The sequence below is a fragment of the Tardiphaga sp. 172_B4_N1_3 genome (genome assembly GCF_052076035.1).
In the GTDB taxonomy this organism is placed as follows: Bacteria; Pseudomonadota; Alphaproteobacteria; order Rhizobiales; family Xanthobacteraceae; genus Tardiphaga; species Tardiphaga robiniae.
The window spans coordinates 5,010,378-5,027,019 of the sequence record NZ_CP197238.1 but is presented as its reverse complement, the minus strand read 5'-3'; the positions used below and the strand labels follow the sequence as shown (position 1 = coordinate 5,027,019).

15 protein-coding genes are annotated in these 16,642 nt (G+C 62.8%); 6 read left to right on the top strand and 9 right to left on the bottom strand.

Going from position 1 to position 16,642, the window contains the following annotated elements; genetic code table 11:
• Window positions 1–98: 98 nt before the first annotated feature.
• From infB to rimP, 4 genes are read right to left on the bottom strand one after another with little or no spacing between them, the layout of a single operon-like run.
• Window positions 99–2,882, bottom strand: a complete 2,784-nt coding sequence (gene infB, locus AB7783_RS23820; RefSeq protein ID WP_089266436.1) for a translation initiation factor IF-2 — start codon at window positions 2,880–2,882, stop codon at window positions 99–101.
• 9 nt (window positions 2,883–2,891) lie between these two features.
• Window positions 2,892–3,680, bottom strand: a complete 789-nt coding sequence (locus tag AB7783_RS23815) for an RNA-binding protein (protein WP_441278950.1) — start codon at window positions 3,678–3,680, stop codon at window positions 2,892–2,894.
• 16 nt (window positions 3,681–3,696) lie between these two features.
• Window positions 3,697–5,301 carry a transcription termination factor NusA gene (gene nusA / locus AB7783_RS23810; RefSeq protein ID WP_068734140.1) on the bottom strand — a complete coding sequence of 535 codons (1,605 nt, stop codon included), beginning with the start codon at window positions 5,299–5,301 and terminating at the stop codon, window positions 3,697–3,699.
• Between the two features lie 3 nt (window positions 5,302–5,304).
• Complete coding sequence (gene rimP / locus AB7783_RS23805; RefSeq protein ID WP_120287753.1) at window positions 5,305–6,084, bottom strand: ribosome maturation factor RimP; 780 nt, start codon at window positions 6,082–6,084, stop codon at window positions 5,305–5,307.
• Window positions 6,085–6,444: 360 nt separating this feature from the next.
• Here rimP and AB7783_RS23800 point away from each other — a divergent pair, with 360 nt between their 5' ends.
• A complete protein-coding gene (locus AB7783_RS23800) occupies window positions 6,445–7,548 on the top strand; it encodes a DUF2336 domain-containing protein (protein WP_441278949.1) in 1,104 nt (367 codons plus the stop codon).
• On the opposite strand, the gene AB7783_RS23795 is transcribed toward AB7783_RS23800, so the two are convergent.
• Window positions 7,525–8,478 carry a LysR family transcriptional regulator gene (locus AB7783_RS23795; protein WP_441278948.1) on the bottom strand — a complete coding sequence of 318 codons (954 nt, stop codon included), beginning with the start codon at window positions 8,476–8,478 and terminating at the stop codon, window positions 7,525–7,527. The genes AB7783_RS23800 and AB7783_RS23795 overlap by 24 nt on opposite strands.
• A 118-nt stretch (window positions 8,479–8,596) precedes the next feature.
• Between AB7783_RS23795 and AB7783_RS23790 the strand changes: the two genes are divergently transcribed.
• A complete protein-coding gene (locus AB7783_RS23790; RefSeq protein WP_441278947.1) occupies window positions 8,597–9,598 on the top strand; it encodes an aldo/keto reductase in 1,002 nt (333 codons plus the stop codon).
• Window positions 9,599–9,657: 59 nt separating this feature from the next.
• On the opposite strand, the gene AB7783_RS23785 is transcribed toward AB7783_RS23790, so the two are convergent.
• On the bottom strand, window positions 9,658–10,458 hold the full coding sequence (locus AB7783_RS23785) for a HesA/MoeB/ThiF family protein (protein ID WP_441278946.1): 801 nt from the start codon (window positions 10,456–10,458) through the stop codon (window positions 9,658–9,660).
• 234 nt (window positions 10,459–10,692) lie between these two features.
• Here AB7783_RS23785 and AB7783_RS23780 point away from each other — a divergent pair, with 234 nt between their 5' ends.
• The 3 genes from AB7783_RS23780 to AB7783_RS23770 are packed head-to-tail and all read left to right on the top strand — an operon-like array spanning window position 10,693 to window position 12,758.
• Window positions 10,693–12,054 (top strand): serine protease, encoded by a 1,362-nt coding sequence (locus AB7783_RS23780; protein WP_441278945.1) that lies wholly within the window; start codon window positions 10,693–10,695, stop codon window positions 12,052–12,054.
• A gap of 60 nt (window positions 12,055–12,114) precedes the next feature.
• On the top strand, window positions 12,115–12,354 hold the full coding sequence (locus tag AB7783_RS23775) for an antitoxin (protein WP_175369421.1): 240 nt from the start codon (window positions 12,115–12,117) through the stop codon (window positions 12,352–12,354).
• A 14-nt stretch (window positions 12,355–12,368) separates the two neighbouring features.
• A complete protein-coding gene (locus tag AB7783_RS23770) occupies window positions 12,369–12,758 on the top strand; it encodes a type II toxin-antitoxin system VapC family toxin (protein ID WP_441278944.1) in 390 nt (129 codons plus the stop codon).
• Window positions 12,759–12,778: 20 nt separating this feature from the next.
• Here AB7783_RS23770 and AB7783_RS23765 read toward each other — a convergent pair whose 3' ends face one another.
• A complete protein-coding gene (locus AB7783_RS23765) occupies window positions 12,779–13,456 on the bottom strand; it encodes a PilZ domain-containing protein (RefSeq protein ID WP_309941303.1) in 678 nt (225 codons plus the stop codon).
• Between the two features lie 165 nt (window positions 13,457–13,621).
• Complete coding sequence (locus AB7783_RS23760; protein WP_089266425.1) at window positions 13,622–14,419, bottom strand: class I SAM-dependent methyltransferase; 798 nt, start codon at window positions 14,417–14,419, stop codon at window positions 13,622–13,624.
• Window positions 14,420–14,601: 182 nt separating this feature from the next.
• Here AB7783_RS23760 and rutA point away from each other — a divergent pair, with 182 nt between their 5' ends.
• Window positions 14,602–15,702 (top strand): pyrimidine utilization protein A, encoded by a 1,101-nt coding sequence (gene rutA, locus AB7783_RS23755; RefSeq protein WP_441278943.1) that lies wholly within the window; start codon window positions 14,602–14,604, stop codon window positions 15,700–15,702.
• Window positions 15,703–15,750: 48 nt separating this feature from the next.
• On the opposite strand, the gene mutM is transcribed toward rutA, so the two are convergent.
• A complete protein-coding gene (gene mutM, locus AB7783_RS23750; RefSeq protein WP_441278942.1) occupies window positions 15,751–16,641 on the bottom strand; it encodes a bifunctional DNA-formamidopyrimidine glycosylase/DNA-(apurinic or apyrimidinic site) lyase in 891 nt (296 codons plus the stop codon).
• Window position 16,642 lies beyond the last annotated feature (1 nt).

Genomic DNA, 16,642 nt, shown 5'->3' with positions numbered 1-16,642 from the left:
ATTCAAAGACGTGGATGCCTGGCCATCTAGCGAAGCTAGCTTCGCGCAGGCCGGGCATGACGTCTCGTTTAAATCCGGTCTCTCTGTAAGATTTGGACTTACAGGGAGCGCTGGATGGTCTCTACGCGGTAACACTCGATCACGTCGCCGGCGCGCATGTCGCCGTAGTTCTCGAACGCCATGCCGCATTCCTGGCCTGACGCCACTTCCTTCACTTCGTCCTTGAAGCGCTTCAGTGTCGACAGCTTGCCTTCGTGCACCACGACGTTGTCGCGGATCAGGCGCACATTCGCGCCGCGTTCCACGGTTCCGTCGGTGACGCGGCAACCCGCAACCTTGCCGACCTTCGAGATGTTGAACACTTCGAGGATCTGCGCATTGCCCAGCATGGTTTCGCGCAGTGTGGGCGCGAGCAGACCGGACATGGCTTTCTTCACGTCATCCACGAGGTCGTAGATGATGTTGTAGTAGCGGATTTCGATGCCGTTGCGCTTGGCAGCAGCAGCGGCTTCCTTGTTGGCACGAACCGAGAAGCCGATGATGGCGGCGTTGAAGCCTTCCGCCAGCGTGACGTCCGATTCTGAAATGCCGCCGACACCCGCATGCAGGATGCGCGCAGCGACTTCATCGGTGCCGAGCTTCTCGAGCGAACCGAGAATGGCTTCAAGCGAACCCTGCACGTCGGCCTTGATGATCAGCGGGAAGTCCTTGCGACCCGAAGTCTTCAGCTGGCTCATCATCTGCTCGAGCGAGCCGCGCATGCCGTTGGTGGAGGCCGCGGACTTCTCGCGCTTCTGATGCGCACGGTAGCCGGTGATTTCACGGGCGCGGGCTTCGTTCTCGACCACGGCCATACGATCGCCAGCTTCCGGCGGACCGTTGAAACCAAGCACTTCGACCGGCACCGACGGACCTGCCGCGGTCAGCGTCTCGCCCTGATCGGAAATCAGCGCGCGGACACGGCCCATTTCTGCACCAGCCACGATGATGTCGCCGACCTTCAGGGTGCCGCGCTGAACCAGCACGGTCGCCACCGGACCACGGCCGCGATCGAGCTTGGCCTCGATCACGGTACCTTCCGCCGGACGTTCCGAATTGGTCTTCAGGTCGAGAATATCGGCCTGCAGTGCGATCATTTCCAAGAGCTTGTCGAGATTGGTCTTGTTCTTCGCCGACACTTCGACGTCGACCACGTCGCCGCCGAAGGATTCGACCTGCACGTCATGCTGCAGCAGTTCGGTGCGCACGCGCTCCGCCTTGGCATCGGGCTTGTCGATCTTGTTGATCGCCACGATCATCGGCACGCCGGCTGCCTTGGCATGGTTGATGGCTTCGATGGTCTGCGGCATGACGCCGTCATCGGCCGCCACCACCAGGATGACGATATCCGTGACCTTGGCGCCGCGGGCACGCATCGCGGTGAACGCAGCGTGGCCTGGCGTATCGATGAAGGTGATCTTCTTGCCGCTCTCGGGCGACGTGACCTGATAAGCGCCGATATGCTGCGTGATGCCGCCGGCTTCGCCGGACACCACATTGGCATGACGCAACGCATCGAGCAGCGAGGTCTTGCCGTGGTCGACGTGGCCCATGACGGTCACGACCGGCGAACGCGGCTCGGTATCGGTGGAATCGTCGACCTTATCGAACAGACCTTCTTCAACGTCCGATTCGGCAACGCGCTTGACGGTGTGGCCCATTTCCTCGGCCACCAGCTGCGCGGTGTCGGCGTCGATGACGTCGTTGATCTTGTGGATCGCGCCCTGCTTCATGAGCAGACGGATAACGTCCACGGCGCGCTCGGCCATACGGTTGGCGAGTTCCTGAATCGTGATCGCTTCCGGGATCGTGACTTCACGAACCAGCTTTTCCTTCGGCTCGTTCGACTGATGACCCTTCAGACGCTGGGTGCGGCGACGGAACGAGGCGATCGAACGCTCGCGGACGTCGCCGGCCGACAGCGCGGTGACCACGGTGAGACGGCCGCGCTCCTTCTGCGGACCGGGCTTGGCAGTGGGCTTCGGCGCAATCACGGGGCGCGCAGCGCCGCCGGGACCACGGCGAATGACGCGTGGACCTTCATCCTCGTCGGTGCCGTCGGCAGCGACGCCGGGCGCACGCGCAGGCGTGGTTGAGGTGGCGCCGGGACGGGCCGTCGTCGTGGCCGGCTTGGCGGCCTTCGCATCGGCTTCAGCCTGACGGCGCTTGGCCTCGACTTCGGCGCGGCGCTTGGTTTCTTCTTCCTGGCGGTGACGCTCTTCCTCGGCCTTGCGACGGGCTTCGGCAGCTTCGCGCTCTTCCTGTTCCTTGAATTCCTTGGTGTTGCGGCGAGCTGCCTCGATCTCGGCGAGGCGACGCTCTTCCTGCTCGCGCACGCGGGCATCGGCCAGCGCGCTGGCGCGGGCATTGCGCTCTTCTTCGGTCAGGGTGCGGAGCACGACGCCCGAACCCGAACGGGCCGGAGGCTGCGGGCGCTGCGGCGCGCGCGACGGCGGCGCTGCGGGAGGCGGAGCAGAGCTGCGTCCTGCCGGAGAAGGGGCAGCGGTGCGGGAAGCCGGTGCGGCCGGTGCAGGCGCAGCAGCGCGCGCAACCGGCGCCGCGGGCGCAGCAGTTGCAGCGGGAGCAGCCGGCGCAGCAGCAACGGGAGCTGGTGCAGCAGTCTCGACAGGTGCGGGAGCAGCAGTTGCTGGCGCGGCGACAGGCGCAGCCGCGGGCGCATCGCCGGGCATACGGCGCTTGCCGCGCTTCTCGACCACCACCTGCTTGGTGCGGCCATGGCTGAAGCTCTGGCGCACAGTGCCCTGCTCGACGCGCGGCTTGAGCGTCAAGGTCTTGCTGGGAACGCTCAGAGTCTTGTCACCAGGCGTTTTCGTATCAACCATTCAGCAGTCCTAATCTTGTTGCGTTGTGCGCGGTCGCACAGTCGTCGAAGTTTCGATCAGCGAGATCGTTGGCGTCAGCGGCTCCGTCTCCGGCGCAGCAGTTGTCAGCGAAGCTTTGGCGCTTGCGTTGATGTCGTCGTCAGCCAGCCGGTATTGGACCAGAGTCTGGCTGCGCGACAGGAACGTTTTGCCCGCCGGGCCCGTAAGCACGGCAGCATGTATCACATTTGACCGCCCCAATGCCAAATCCAATTCATCGGAGCTTAAAACCGTAATGATCGGCAGTTTCGGCGCGTCGTCGCCGGATTCCGCGTCAAATTCCACGCGTTGCCGGGCAACGCTGTCCAGTTTACGGATTCCGTCGGAGGCGCCGTTGGAGGCGTGGAGAAGAACACCGACCGTTCCGCGGCGCAGGGCGTCTTCGACCTTGGTGAAGCCGGAAACCACCTGACCGGCCTTGGCAGTTATGGCCAGCGCCTCGATGACGCCGCGCACCATGAGCTTGTCGGTGTCGTCGGCCAGGGTCGGCGACGCCTTGACCGCTTTCTTGAAGCCCTTGGCAAAAAGATTGCGCTTCGCCGCCTCGGTCACCGCCTTGCGGGAGGCCGTGACCCAGAGGCCGCGGCCGGGAAGCTTGCGCTTCAGATCCGGGATCGCCTCGCCCGTGGGCGCGACGACGAACCGGATCAGTTCATCGATCGGGCGCACGCTCCGCGTAACCACGCACATCCGCATCGTCCCGGGCTTGGTGCTCCGGGGGCCGTTGTCCAGATCTGCTTGGTCAGCAATGGCGAGCATGCGCGTGGCATTGTCCTTATGCTTCTTCGGTGGCGTCGAGCGGCGCACCCTTGTCGAGATCGGCCTGGGTGATCCAGCCGGCCACGACGCGGGCCTGCATGATCAGATGCTCGGCGTCTTCACGCGAAATTTCGCTGGCATCGAGAATGCCCGGGTGCTTGGTCGGCTCGGAGCCTTCCTTGCGTTCGGTCCAGCCCACCAGATCGTCAGTGGCGCAGCCGGCAAGATCCTCGACGGTCTTGATGTCGTTTTCGCCGAACTTGACCATCATCTTGAGGGTCACGCCCGGAACGTCCTTCAAAGCGTCTTCCACACCCAGTTCCTTACGTTTGCCTTCGAGTTCAGCTTCGAGCTGCTCAAGGTATTCACGTGCACGGCTCTGCAATTCGGCCGCTGTTTCGTCGTCGAAGCCCTCGATGCCCGACAGTTCCTTGGCATCGACCATCGAAAGTTCTTCCACCGAGGTGAAACCTTCCGACGCGAGCAGCTGACCGACGACTTCGTCGACGTTCAGCGCTTCCATGAAGACGCGCGTGGAATTTTCGAAATCGGCCTGGCGACGTTCGGATTCTTCCTGCTCGGTCAGGATGTCGATATCCCAGCCGGTCAGCTGCGAAGCCAGGCGCACATTCTGGCCGCGACGACCGATCGCAAGGGATAGCTGGTTATTCGTGTCGGGAACGACAACCTCGATGCGCTCACGATCTTCATCGATCACGACTTTCGAGACTTCCGCCGGCGCCAGCGCGTTCACCACGAAAGTGGCGATATCCGGCGACCACGGAATGATGTCGATCTTTTCGCCCTGCAGCTCGTTGACCACTGCCTGCACGCGGGAACCACGCATACCGACGCAGGCGCCGACCGGATCCACCGAGGAGTCGCGCGAGATCACGCCAATTTTCGCACGCGAACCGGGATCGCGGGCCACGGCCTTGATCTCGACGATACCGTCATAGATTTCAGGCACTTCCTGCGCGAACAGCTTGGCCATGAACTGCGGATGGGTGCGCGACAGGAAGATCTGCGGACCGCGGGTCTCGCGGCGCACGTCGAACACATAGGCGCGAACGCGGTCGCCGTTGCGGAACACTTCGCGCGGCAGCATCTCGTCGCGACGCACGATGGCTTCGCTGCGGCCAAGATCGACGATCACCGAACCGTATTCGACGCGCTTGACGATGCCGTTGACGATCTCGCCGATGCGATCCTTGAATTCCTGGTACTGCCGGTCACGCTCGGCTTCGCGCACCTTCTGCACGATGACCTGCTTGGCGGACTGCGCGGCGATACGGCCGTATTCCAGCGGCGGAAGCGTGTCGGCGATGGTGTCGCCGATCTGCGCTCCCGGATTGGCGCGCTGCGCGTCAAACAGCGAGGTCTGGAAAGACGAATTCTCGACGTCCTCTACCACCAGCATGTGGCGGGTCAGAGAGAGCTGGCCGGTCTTGGGATGAATCTCGGCATGCACATCGGTCTCGGAACCGTAACGCGCGCGGGCCGCTTTCGCGATCGCCTCTTCCATCGCCTGGATGACGATGTTGCGGTCGATCGATTTTTCGCGCGCGACGGCGTCGGCGATCTGCAGCAGTTCGAGTTTATTGGCGCTGACAGCGGCCATAGCTCATTCTCCTTCGATGGGATCGATTTCGCCTCGGCGCGCACGGTCGGCGGCCAGACGATGTTCTTTGGTATTCTTCGGCAAAGGCTTCTTGGCAGCTTTCGCGACCTTGAGTTTTGGCTTCGGCGCAAAGCTCTTCTTGGGATCGCTGCGCTTGGCATGCGGTGCCGGCGGCGGCGCGAGGCCGAGCTCCCGCTTGAGATCAAGCTCGGCGTGCTTGCCGCGGCGCATGGACTCGGCGATCAGCTCGTCGGTCAGCACCAGACTGGCATTGGAGATGTCTTCCAGCGGCAACCGCGTGATGGGGTCCTCGCCGTCGCGGGCGCCTTCGCGGTCGATCAGGACGACGTCGCCTTCGATGGCGCCGAGCAGACCACGGAAGCGTTTGCGGCCGCCGACGGCGACAGCCATCTCGATCTTAACCAGATAGCCATGATAGCGCTCGAAATCGGAGCGTCGGACCAGCGGGCGATCGATGCCCGGCGACGAAATTTCGAGGCGATAGGCGCGCTGGATCGGATCGGCGACATCCATCACCGGCGACAGCGCGTGTGAGATCGCCTCGCAGTCCTCGACCAGCATGGTGCCATCCGGCCGCTCCGCCATGATCTGCACGGTGCAGCCGAGCTCGCCGGAAATTTTGATCCGCACCAGCCGGTAACCGAGGTTTTCGAGCACGGGCGTGGCGACTGCCGATACCCGCGCCGCAGCACCCGGCTCGATCACCAGGCGCGGCTCGGAAAGCAGCTCGGTATCAACGGTTTCTGGGTTTTGGTCGGTCATGTCCAGGATCGAAGTATTCCGGTTGGAGGATGTCTGAATGCGCGTGCAGCCTGCAGAAGTGTATCGCGTCGGGCTTTCGGCCCTTTTGGACCCTGCGAGCCCCGCCGGATTATGGCCAAGGTCCGTTCAGGTAATAAAAAAGAGCGGGTCCCGAGGGGCCCACTCTCAAACGCGATCGTATGAGAACCTAATAAGTTGTGGGCGATATAGCCCTTTTCCGGCGCCCCGGCAAGGCCGCAGTGGCTGCCCCGCAATATTTCTGCAACCCGCGGTAGCCCAATCCTGCGGACTAACCGTTCCTTCATCAACCCCATCTAGGGTGCCCCAGCCTTTCCGTATGGTGGTGTTGAGTATTTTTTGATGGCTGAGGCGAAATCGCTCATTCCCGGGCTGGAGAACATCGTCAGAGATGGCGATCCCAAGCGGCGCGGCGAAGCGGTGCGTAAGATTTCCGAGCTTTTCCTAAGGGGCGCATCCCGTTTTCAGCCGGCCCATGTCGATCTGTTCGACGGCGTTCTGACGAGTCTGGTTCCACAAACCGAGGTCGAAGCACGCACCGAGCTGGCCGAACGGCTGTCTGATCTCGTCAACGCACCGCCGCAACTGGTGGCCTTGCTCGTCCGCGATGACGAAATCCTGATCGCCGGGCCGCTGTTGCGCCGCTCACCTTTGATCGACGAACCGACACTGGTCGACATCGCCAAGGCCCAGGGCCAGTCGCATCTGCTGGCGATCTCCGATCGCTCGACGCTGACCCCGCGCATTACCGACGTGATCGTCCGCCGCGGCGACCGCGACGTGATCCGCCGGGTCGCCGGCAATGCCGGTGCGGCTTTCTCGCAACTTGGCTATACCGGCCTCATTCGCCGCGCCAGCGATGATGGCGCCCTCGCCGTCACGGTCGGGCAGCGCGACGATCTCGCGCCGGAACAACTCAAACACCTGTTGGCACAGTCGGTCGAGGTGGTTCGCCGTCGGCTGTTCGACGCCGCCGCCCCCCAACTGCGCAACGCGATCAACCGCGCGATGCAAGACATCACCGGTACGCCGACGCATCTGGCCGTCACCCGCGACTTCGCCACCGCGCAGCGTGCCATTCGCAAGCTCCACCAGGCCGACGAACTGGACGAAGGCGCTTTGTTGCGCTTTGCCCGCGCCCATCAATATGAGGAAACCGCCGCCGCCCTCGCCGCTCTGTCGGGCGTGCGGATCGGGACCATCGACCAGCTCCTCAAGGGCGATCGCGACGATCCGATGCTGATCCTCGGCAAATCGATCGGGATTTCCTGGGCCACCGTCCGCGCCCTGATGACGCTGCGTCTCGGCCCCGGCCGTTCGCCTGCCGCCGCCGATGTCGAGGAAGCCCGACAGAATTTTGAGCGCCTGGTGCCCGCCACGGCACAGCGCGTGCTGACCTTCTGGCAGACCCGCGAGACCACCTCAGCGATCCCCCTGCCGCTCTGATCCGCTGGGGTTCTCCGGGGCGGCTGCCCGCCGCTCCCGTTTGCGCCACTCCGCCACAAAACTCACGAACGCCGCCAAAGCCGGCGGCGGCTGCCGACGGCTTGGATAATACAGGAACGGCCCCGGGAATGGCGGCAGCCAGTCCTCCAGCACGCTGACCAACCTCCCGGTCGCGAGGTCGTCCCGCACATAGCCCTCAAACACCGCGTAAAAGCCGAGCCCGTCCCGTGCCGCTTCCAGCCCGAGCCGGGAATAACTCGCCAGCAGCGGCCCCCGCGGCGGGATCCTGACCACCTGGCCGTCCTTTTCGAACTCCCATTCCGGGATAGAACCGTTGTCGAAACGCGTTCTGATGCAGCAATGCTGCAGCAATTGCTGCGGTGCAATAGGTCGCCCATGCTGCGCAATATATTGCGAAGAAGCCACCATCACGAAGCGTTGCGGCGGCCCCAGCGAGACTGCGATCATGTCCTGCGCCAGATCCTCGCCATAGCGAATGCCGGCGTCGAAACCCTTGGCGACGATGTCGATCAATGATGTCTCGGCAACAATCTCAAGCTCAACCTGCGGATATTGCTGCAAAAATGGCGTGACCATCGGCGCCACGACGATATCGATGGCTGGTGCCGGACCGTTGATCCTGAGGCGGCCAGACGGCACATCACCGAAATCGCGAACTTGCTGCAGCGCAGCATGGACATCGCCCATAGCCGGAACGATTTTGCGCTGCAGCAATTCTCCGGCTTCGGTAAGCGCAACACTGCGCGTTGTGCGATGCAGCAAACGAACGCCAAGCCGCTCTTCCATATCGCGCAGCCGCTGGCTCAGGCTGGACACCGAGACATGGGTCTCTACCGCAGCCCGCCGGAAATTCCGGGTCCTGGCCACGGCCAGAAAGGCCGCCAGATCGCGCAGATCGAGATCGCTCATTGTTCGACAGAGTGAACAAGCCTTTCGGGATTGTCCAGCTTATCGGATCAATGGAGCGGGCTCATATCGGGGCGGCAGCGGCGGAGGATCGGTCCGGCCGCCTTCTGGGAGAACCACCATGAAACACCTTCAACTCGGAAAGACTGGCCCCACAGTGGCCGCGCTCGGCCTCGGCTGCATGGGCATGTCGGATGTCTACGGCCCGGCCGACCGAGGCGAAAGCATCGCCACCATCCACGCCGCGCTGGAGGCCGGCGTCACCCTGATCGACACCGGCGACTTCTACGCCATGGGCCATAACGAGCTGCTGATTGCCGAGGCCCTGCGTGGCCGCAACCGCGACAACCTGCAGCTTTCGGTCAAATTCGGCGGTATGCGCGATCCCGCCGGTGCCTTCATGGGCTTCGACAACCGCCCGATAGCGATCAAGAATTTCGTGGCCTATTCGCTGGTGCGGCTCGGCGTCGAGGTCATCGACATCTATCGCCCCGCGCGGCTCGACCCCAATGTGCCCATCGAGGACACCGTCGGCGCCATCGCCGATCTGATCAAGGCCGGCTACGTCAAACATATCGGCCTCTCCGAAGTCGGCTCCGAGACCATCCGCCGTGCCCACAAGGTGCATCCGATCACCGACCTGCAGATCGAATATTCGCTGATCTCTCGCGGTATCGAGGATGACATCCTGCCGACCTGCCGCGAGCTCGGCATCGGCATCACGGCTTACGGTGTGCTGTCGCGCGGCCTGATCGGCGGCCACTTCACCAAGAACGGCATGAACGCGAAGGACTATCGCAGCCACAGCCCACGCTTCAGCGCCGCGAATATCGATCAGAATCTGGCTCTGGTTGAAAAAATCCGCACCATCGCCGACGACATCGGTGCCTCGGTCGCACAGGTCGCCATCGCCTGGGTCGCCGCACAGGGCCAGGATATTCTGCCCGTGGTCGGTGCCCGCCGACGGGATCGGCTCACTGAAGCGCTGGGATCGCTGGATGTGAAACTCAAGGCCGCGCATCTCAGGGCGCTGGCGGAGGCGATCCCGGCCGATGCGGCAGCCGGCGGCCGTTATCCGGACGAGCATCTCGCGCATATGGACAGTGAAAAGAAGCGGGCGTGAGACGACACAGGCCAATGGCATCCCTTCCCCCCCTTGCGGGGAGGGATTAAGAAAGCGCCTCACAAATATGCACTCAAATCCCTGATGCTCGGCGCATCCCCGTTCAGCGGATTCGCCGGATCGCGCCCGTAACGCAGCGTCTCGAAGCGCATGTTGCGGGCGTCGATCATCAGCAGACGCCCGACCAGCCCTTCGCCAAAGCCCACGATCTCGCGGATCGCTTCCAGCGCCATCATCGAGCCAACCATGCCGGCCAGCGCACCCATGACGCCGGCTTCCTGGCAGCTCGGCACCGTGCCCGGCGGCGGCGCTTCGGGAAACAGACAGCGATAGGTCGGGTTCAATGCGCCCGAGGCGTTGGCCTCATGGGCACGGATCGTGGTCAGCGAGGCATCGAAAGTGCCGAGCGCCGCGGAGATCAATGGCTTCTTTGCGAGATAGCAGGCATCCGACAGCAGATAGCGCGTGGTGAAGTTGTCGGAACCATCGAGCACGATGTCGTAGCCCGACAACAGCGCCATCGCATTAGCTGCATTGAGCCTGACGGCATGGCCGATAAATCTGACATGCGGATTGAGCGCATAGATCTTTGCGGCAGCGCTGTCGGTCTTCAGCGCGCCGATATCCGGCGTTGCGTGAATGACCTGCCGCTGCAAATTCGACAGTGATACCGTGTCGTCGTCGACCACACCGAGCGTGCCGATGCCCGCGGCCGCCAGATACATCAGCGCCGGTGCGCCAAGCCCGCCGGCGCCGACCACCAGCACTTTCGCGCCCTGCAGCGCGGTTTGGCCGGGACCGCCGACCTCGCGGAGCACAATGTGACGCGCATAGCGCTCGAGTTCATCGGCATTCAGCATCGCAATAGTCGCTCCAAACTCCGACCCTCATGGTGAGGAGCGCGCTTCTTGCGCGCGTCTCGAACCATGAGATGAACAGCTCATCCTTCGAGACGGCGCTGAAGAAGTGCCTCCTCAGGATGAGGCCACAGATCAGGTCCCGCATTGTCGTGAACCCTCCCCGCGCTGTCACCGACCCACGAGATGTGCTTAATTCCACCGAAATCAATCACCAGCTTCAAGACCGGACATGTCATGAGATCGATGCTTTCAGCAACATTGATGATCGTGGCAGCCTCTGCGGCTCACGCACAGGTGCAGGCGACGCCTCCCGCGGTGCAGGGCATCAAGCCGAAGCCGGTCACCACCACACCGATCCGTCCGGCGCTGCAGACCCCCGCCGACACCGCCAATGCCATGGCGCAGGCCGAGCGGCTGGGGATCCAGTCGGATCTGGCATGGACCGGGCAATATAACGGCGCCATTACCGGCGAGGTCTCGGATCGCATGGTCAATGCGATCAAGACGTTCCAGAAGGACAACGGCGCCAAACAAACGGGCGTGCTGAACCCGCAGGAGCGCGATCTGCTGCGCGCCGCGGCGAAAAAGCTTCAGGACAATGTCGGCTGGAAAATGGTCACCGACATGGTGACCGGCGCACGGCTTGGCATTCCCGGCAAGCTGGTGCCGCAGCAGGCCTCCGACGCGAACGGCAGCAAATGGTCGTCCTCCACCGGCACGATCCAGATCACGCTGGCGCGCCGCAAGGAGGACGCGCCCTCCACCGCGAAACTCGCCGAGGCCGAGCGCAAGGAGCCCGGTCGCAAGATCGACTATCAGGTGGTGAAGCCGGATTTCTTCGTGCTGTCCGGCCTGCAGAACCAGAAGAAGTTCTACATCCGCGGCCAGTTCAAGGACTCCGAGGTCCGCATCCTCTCGATCTTCTACGATCAGGCCACCGAAGGCACGATGGAGCCGGTGGTGATCGCGATGTCGTCGGCCTTCAACGCATTCCCGACCGGCGCACAGGCGATTGGCCCGCCGCCGCGCAAGAAGGTCGAATATGCCAGCGGAATCGTGGTGAGTGACGACGGCGCCATCGTCACCGATCGCCAGGCCGTGGATGGCTGCATGTCCATCGTCGTCGCCGGTTATGGCAATGCCGAGAAACTGGCCGAGGACAAGGTGCGCGATCTCGCACTGCTGCGCATCTATGGCGCGCGCGAGCTGAAGCCGCTGTCGCTTGGCACTGGCGCAGCGAAGCCCAATCTCGATCTCGTAGGGATCGCCGATCCGCAAAACCAGGGCGGCGGCGCAGCCGTCACCAGCGTGAAGGCAACCACCACACCAATCGGCACCGGAAGCGAACTGGCGCTGTCACCCGCACCGGGGCTCGGCTTTTCCGGCGCAGCCGCCATCGACAGCGACGGCAAATTTGCGGGCCTCGCGCAATTGAAGCCGCTGCTCGTAGCCGGCCCGCCGAATGCAGCGCCACAGGCGGCTCTGGTGCCCGCGGAACTCGTGCTGAATTTCGTGAAAGCGAATGGCGTGAACGCGAACGGCAGCTCGGCCGAAGCCAAGGCTGCGATGGTGCGCGTGATCTGCGTGCGGAAGTAGTTTTCGCTGGAAATTAGCTCTCTTTTGGCCTATGCTCCAGCATATGCCACGGAGGTGCCGATGACCGACTCCCGTCACGTCAGGCTGTTTCGTAACGGTCGCAATCAGGCGGTCCGCATTCCCGTTGAATTCGAGTTACCGGGCGACGAAGCTGTCATGCACCGCGACGGCGACAGGCTGGTGATCGAACCCGTACGCAAGCGCGGCCTGCTGGCATTGCTCGATACGATGGAGCCATTCACAGAAGAATTTCCGGACGTCGATGCAGGCCTGCGCCCGCTACGGGACATCAAGCTGTGAGCACACCACGCTACATGCTTGATACAAAAGTCGTCTCGGATCTGATCCGAAATCCGGCGGGTCGTGTAGCCAAGAGAATTCGTAAACTCGGCGCCGAGGGATTTTGCGTCAGCATCATTACGTCCGCCGAATTGCGGTTCGGATGCGCCAAACGTAATTCACCGCGGCTCACGCAGCTCGTAGAGCAGGTGCTGAATGAGCTCGATATCCTGCCGCTGGAAAGTCCGGCCGACACCGAATACGCCCGCATTCGCCACGACCTTGAAAAGAAGGGCGTCCCCATCGGCCCGAATGACCTGCTGATCGCGGCTCACGCTTGCGCCGTCGATGCCACGCTGGTGACTGCGAATGCGAAAGAATTCAAACGGGTGAGCGGTCTGAAAGTCGAGAACTGGCTGTCATAGGCAACCGCCTGTCCGATGCTCTAGTCCACTTCCTCGTACATTGAATCCATCTGCGCCGCGAACGGCGTCGCGCGCGGCGGCGGCGCTGCGGGCGCGCGGATGATCCGGCGTTCGAGTTGTTCGCGGTTCTGCTGCTCGACGAATTTCACTGCGAATCCGCCCTGGAGATGGCGCACCACGCGGCCGACGCAGGCGCCGACGGCGAGCGGCGTTCCGACCTCCGGCTGCACATCGGCAGAGACTGCAGCGCCGGACACCGACATGTCGATGACAAAGCAGCTTTTCATGCTGCCGTCAGCGAAGGTCAGCATGGAATGCGGGCTCGCGGGAATGAGGCGGGCCTGCTTACGCTCTTCGCGCACCGTGGGATCCTTCTGGAATTTCTCCAGCCAGGTCAACTTGTCTGACAGCTTCTGCCGCATCGGCGGCGTCATGTTGAGTTCGAGCAGGAAGCTGCCGGAGATGGTGTCGCTGATGCGGCCTTCGAGCTGACCGAAGTCGCCGAAATAGGGCGTGATGCGATCGCCGATCCGACCGACCACCGGCACATCGACAATCATCCGGAACGGCGAGACGCGGCTGGTCCGGCAGGCAAAGCTGCGCGGATTGCCTGCGGAATCCAGCCAGTTCGACAGCGTATATTGCCCGCTGACAACGACGTTGACGGCGCGCTGCTTGAGGAATTTTTCGACGGACACAGGTTCATCCTCTACGGTACATTTCCACCACCATAGAAAACCCAACCACGCCAGCATTTGCGCCCGCCTTGGTTATTGCGTTACTTATATACCCCTTCAAGTTGAGGAAATATTACCGGCAGATCCCGGCGATTGGCGCTATCGAGCGGCGGAGGATGCTCTGCCTCAGCCGGGCACCCGCCCCTTGATGGCATTGGCGCGGGCACTGCAGGTGATACGACCGGTTGCATCCTCCGAAAGTCCCGTCCGGACGCGCGATTTGAGCTGCGCAATCTCCTCCGGCGTCATCACCGTCAGAGCTGCCTTCACCGATGGCCCTGCGGACGAGGCCGACCAGAAGTCGTCGAAATCGGTGAAGGCACGGGTGACATCGATCACGCGGGTTTCGACGTCCACCAGGCCGGCGGAGGTCCACAGCGACTGCATCACGTCGAGGCGCGATGCGTCCACGCTCGGCGGAAGCGACGGCATCTGGCCCATCTTCAGCAATTCACCCAGGATCGGCTGCAGCGGAAAGCCGCCGCCATCCATATCCCAGGCATAGGCGGCGACCGTGCCGCCGGGTGACACGACACGCACCATCTCCGCAACGCCCTTCGACGGCTCCGGCACGAAGAAGATCACCAGCGCCATCACGGCGACATCGAAGGATTTGTCGGAAAACGGCAGCGCCATCGCGTCACCAAGATGAAACGCCGCCATCGCGGCGCCCGGCCGTGTCCGCGCATAGGCAAGCTGCGGCTCCGAGGGATCGATGCCGTCGATCACCGACGGCGCATGACGCTCGGCGATCAGCTGCGTGAAGGCGCCGTTGCCGCAGCCGACATCGACCCAGGCAAGACCCGGCTTTGGCGCCACCCAGTCCAGAAAGACCTCGCCGGCGCTGCGGCTCCAGACGCCCATCATCCGCTCATAGGACGCGCCGTCATTGAAGCGGATGGAGGGAGACGATGCGTCGGTCATAGGGAGTCCTCAATACGGTGTTGGCGGCAGATCATGGCCGGAAATGCCGGGCGCGCAACCACGTTGCCTTCACGGTGGGATCGGCGCGATGCGCACGCATCGGCACGGTTGTTGCTTGGTTTATCGCAAGCAGAACAGTTCGCGACGTCCCGAGGCGTCACCCTGTTACAGAGGAGAGCGAGATGAAGGTCGGCGTATTCATTCCAATCGGGAACAATGGCTGGTTGCTCTCCGAAAATGCCCCGCAATACATGCCGACTTTCGACCTCAACAAGGAGGTGACGCTAAAGGCCGAACATTACGGACTCGATTTTGTGCTCTCGATGATCAAATTGCGTGGCTTCGGCGGGAAAACCGAATTCTGGGATCACAATCTGGAATCCTTCACCTTGATGGCCGGGTTGGCCGCAGTGACCAAGCGAATAAAACTGTTCGCCACGGCAGCGACGCTCGTGATGCCTCCCGCGATTGCCGCACGCATGGCTGTGACCATCGATTCGATTTCACATGGCCGCTTCGGCCTCAATCTCATCACCGGGTGGCAACGTCCCGAATATTCGCAGATGGGGCTTTGGCCGGGCGATGAATATTTCGCACGCCGTTACGAATATCTTTCGGAATATGTCGAGATCCTCCGCGAGCTTTGGCAGACCGGCGCCTCGGATCGCAAAGGCGAATTCTTCCAGATGGAAGACTGCCGCGTCAGCCCGCGGCCGCAAGCCGATATGAAGATCATTTGCGCCGGCCAGAGCGGCGCCGGAATGGCCTTCTCCGCAAAATACGCCGACTACAATTTCTGCTTCGGCAAGGGCGTCAACACCCCGACCGATTTCGCGCCCGCCGCCGAACGGCTGATCGAGGCCACGCGGGAGAGCGGCCGGCACGTAACGACCTATGTGCTGTTCATGGTGATCGCGGCGGAGACCGATGAAGCCGCGTTCGCAAAGTGGGAGCACTACAAAGCCGGCGTGGATCACGAAGCGGTCGCCTGGCTGGGCGTACAGGGTGCCGTCGACACCAAGTCAGGCAAGGACACCAACATCCGCCAGATGGCGGACCCTACATCAGCGGTCAATATCAATATGGGGACCTTCGTCGGCTCTTTCGCAAATGTCGCCCGCATGCTCGACGACGTCGCCACCGTGCCGGGGACCGAGGGCGTATTGCTCACCTTCGACGATTTCGTCCAGGGCGTCGAAGACTTCGGGCAACACATTCAACCCTTGATGACATCGCGTAAGGGAGTTGCAGAAGCTGCAGCCGCCGCATTGAAAGACATGTGAGGATCGATACTCAACAACGACGTGCCGGCAAGGCCGCCCGACGCGGTGTCACCTCTGACACTTTGGACACCAGAAGGTCGACCGCCCGTTCTGCACGAAACGTTTCACGATCCCCGAACACCCATCGGTCTGGCACGGCTCGCCTTCGCGATCATAGACCTGAAACGAGTGCTGGAAGTAACCGAGCTCGCCATCGGTCTGCCGGTGATCGCGCAGCGACGAGCCGCCGGCCTTGATGGCCTGGTTCAGCACCTCATGGATCGCCGAGACCAGTCGTTTCGAATGATCGGTCGGCTCGCCTTTTTTGGTCGCCAGCGTCGCCGCCAGCCGCCGCGGCGACAGATGCGAGCGAAACAGCGCCTCGCAGACATAGATGTTGCCGAGGCCTGCGACGACGCGCTGATCGAGCAGCGCGGCCTTGAGGCTGGTCTTCTTGCCTGCGGTGGCGCCGGCCAGCATCGCCGCATCGAAGGCATTGCCCAGCGGCTCGGGGCCGATGTCCTTCAGGAACGGCTCGTTCTCGATCTCGCTGCGCGCAAAGATCTTCATGAAGCCGAAACGGCGGGGATCGTTGTAGATCACTGACGGGCCCGACGACATATGGAAGACGACGTGATCGTGCGCCCGCTCGTCGCTGCGCGGATGATGGAAGGCACCTGGCATCACATTTTCTTCATCGGGCGCATCGGACACCACCCGGAACGAACCGGACATGCCCAGATGCATCAGCAGCACATCGCCGGAATCGAGGTCCGCCAGCAGATATTTGGCGCGGCGGCCGAGGCTGGTGATCACCCGGCCCTGCAATCGCGCCGAAAAATCCGGCTGAAACGGAAACCGCAGGTCTTTCCGACGCAATTCCAGACGGGTGATCCTGGACCCCTCCATGGCCGGCTGCAGGCCACGGCGGACGGTCTCGACTTCGGGTAATTCAGGCATG

Bases quoted from the DNA above. Each gene is read 5' to 3' on its own strand.
- infB (WP_089266436.1), bottom strand. From the start codon at position 2,882: ATGGTTGATACGAAAACGCCTGGTGACAAGACTCTGAGCGTTCCCAGC.
- AB7783_RS23815 (WP_441278950.1), bottom strand. From the start codon at position 3,680: ATGCTCGCCATTGCTGACCAAGCAGATCTGGACAACGGCCCCCGGAGC.
- nusA (WP_068734140.1), bottom strand. From the start codon at position 5,301: ATGGCCGCTGTCAGCGCCAATAAACTCGAACTGCTGCAGATCGCCGAC.
- rimP (WP_120287753.1), bottom strand. From the start codon at position 6,084: ATGACCGACCAAAACCCAGAAACCGTTGATACCGAGCTGCTTTCCGAG.
- AB7783_RS23800 (WP_441278949.1), top strand. From the start codon at position 6,445: ATGGCTGAGGCGAAATCGCTCATTCCCGGGCTGGAGAACATCGTCAGA.
- AB7783_RS23795 (WP_441278948.1), bottom strand. From the start codon at position 8,478: ATGAGCGATCTCGATCTGCGCGATCTGGCGGCCTTTCTGGCCGTGGCC.
- AB7783_RS23790 (WP_441278947.1), top strand. From the start codon at position 8,597: ATGAAACACCTTCAACTCGGAAAGACTGGCCCCACAGTGGCCGCGCTC.
- AB7783_RS23785 (WP_441278946.1), bottom strand. From the start codon at position 10,458: ATGCTGAATGCCGATGAACTCGAGCGCTATGCGCGTCACATTGTGCTC.
- AB7783_RS23780 (WP_441278945.1), top strand. From the start codon at position 10,693: ATGAGATCGATGCTTTCAGCAACATTGATGATCGTGGCAGCCTCTGCG.
- AB7783_RS23775 (WP_175369421.1), top strand. From the start codon at position 12,115: ATGACCGACTCCCGTCACGTCAGGCTGTTTCGTAACGGTCGCAATCAG.
- AB7783_RS23770 (WP_441278944.1), top strand. From the start codon at position 12,369: ATGCTTGATACAAAAGTCGTCTCGGATCTGATCCGAAATCCGGCGGGT.
- AB7783_RS23760 (WP_089266425.1), bottom strand. From the start codon at position 14,419: ATGACCGACGCATCGTCTCCCTCCATCCGCTTCAATGACGGCGCGTCC.
- rutA (WP_441278943.1), top strand. From the start codon at position 14,602: ATGAAGGTCGGCGTATTCATTCCAATCGGGAACAATGGCTGGTTGCTC.
- mutM (WP_441278942.1), bottom strand. From the start codon at position 16,641: ATGCCTGAATTACCCGAAGTCGAGACCGTCCGCCGTGGCCTGCAGCCG.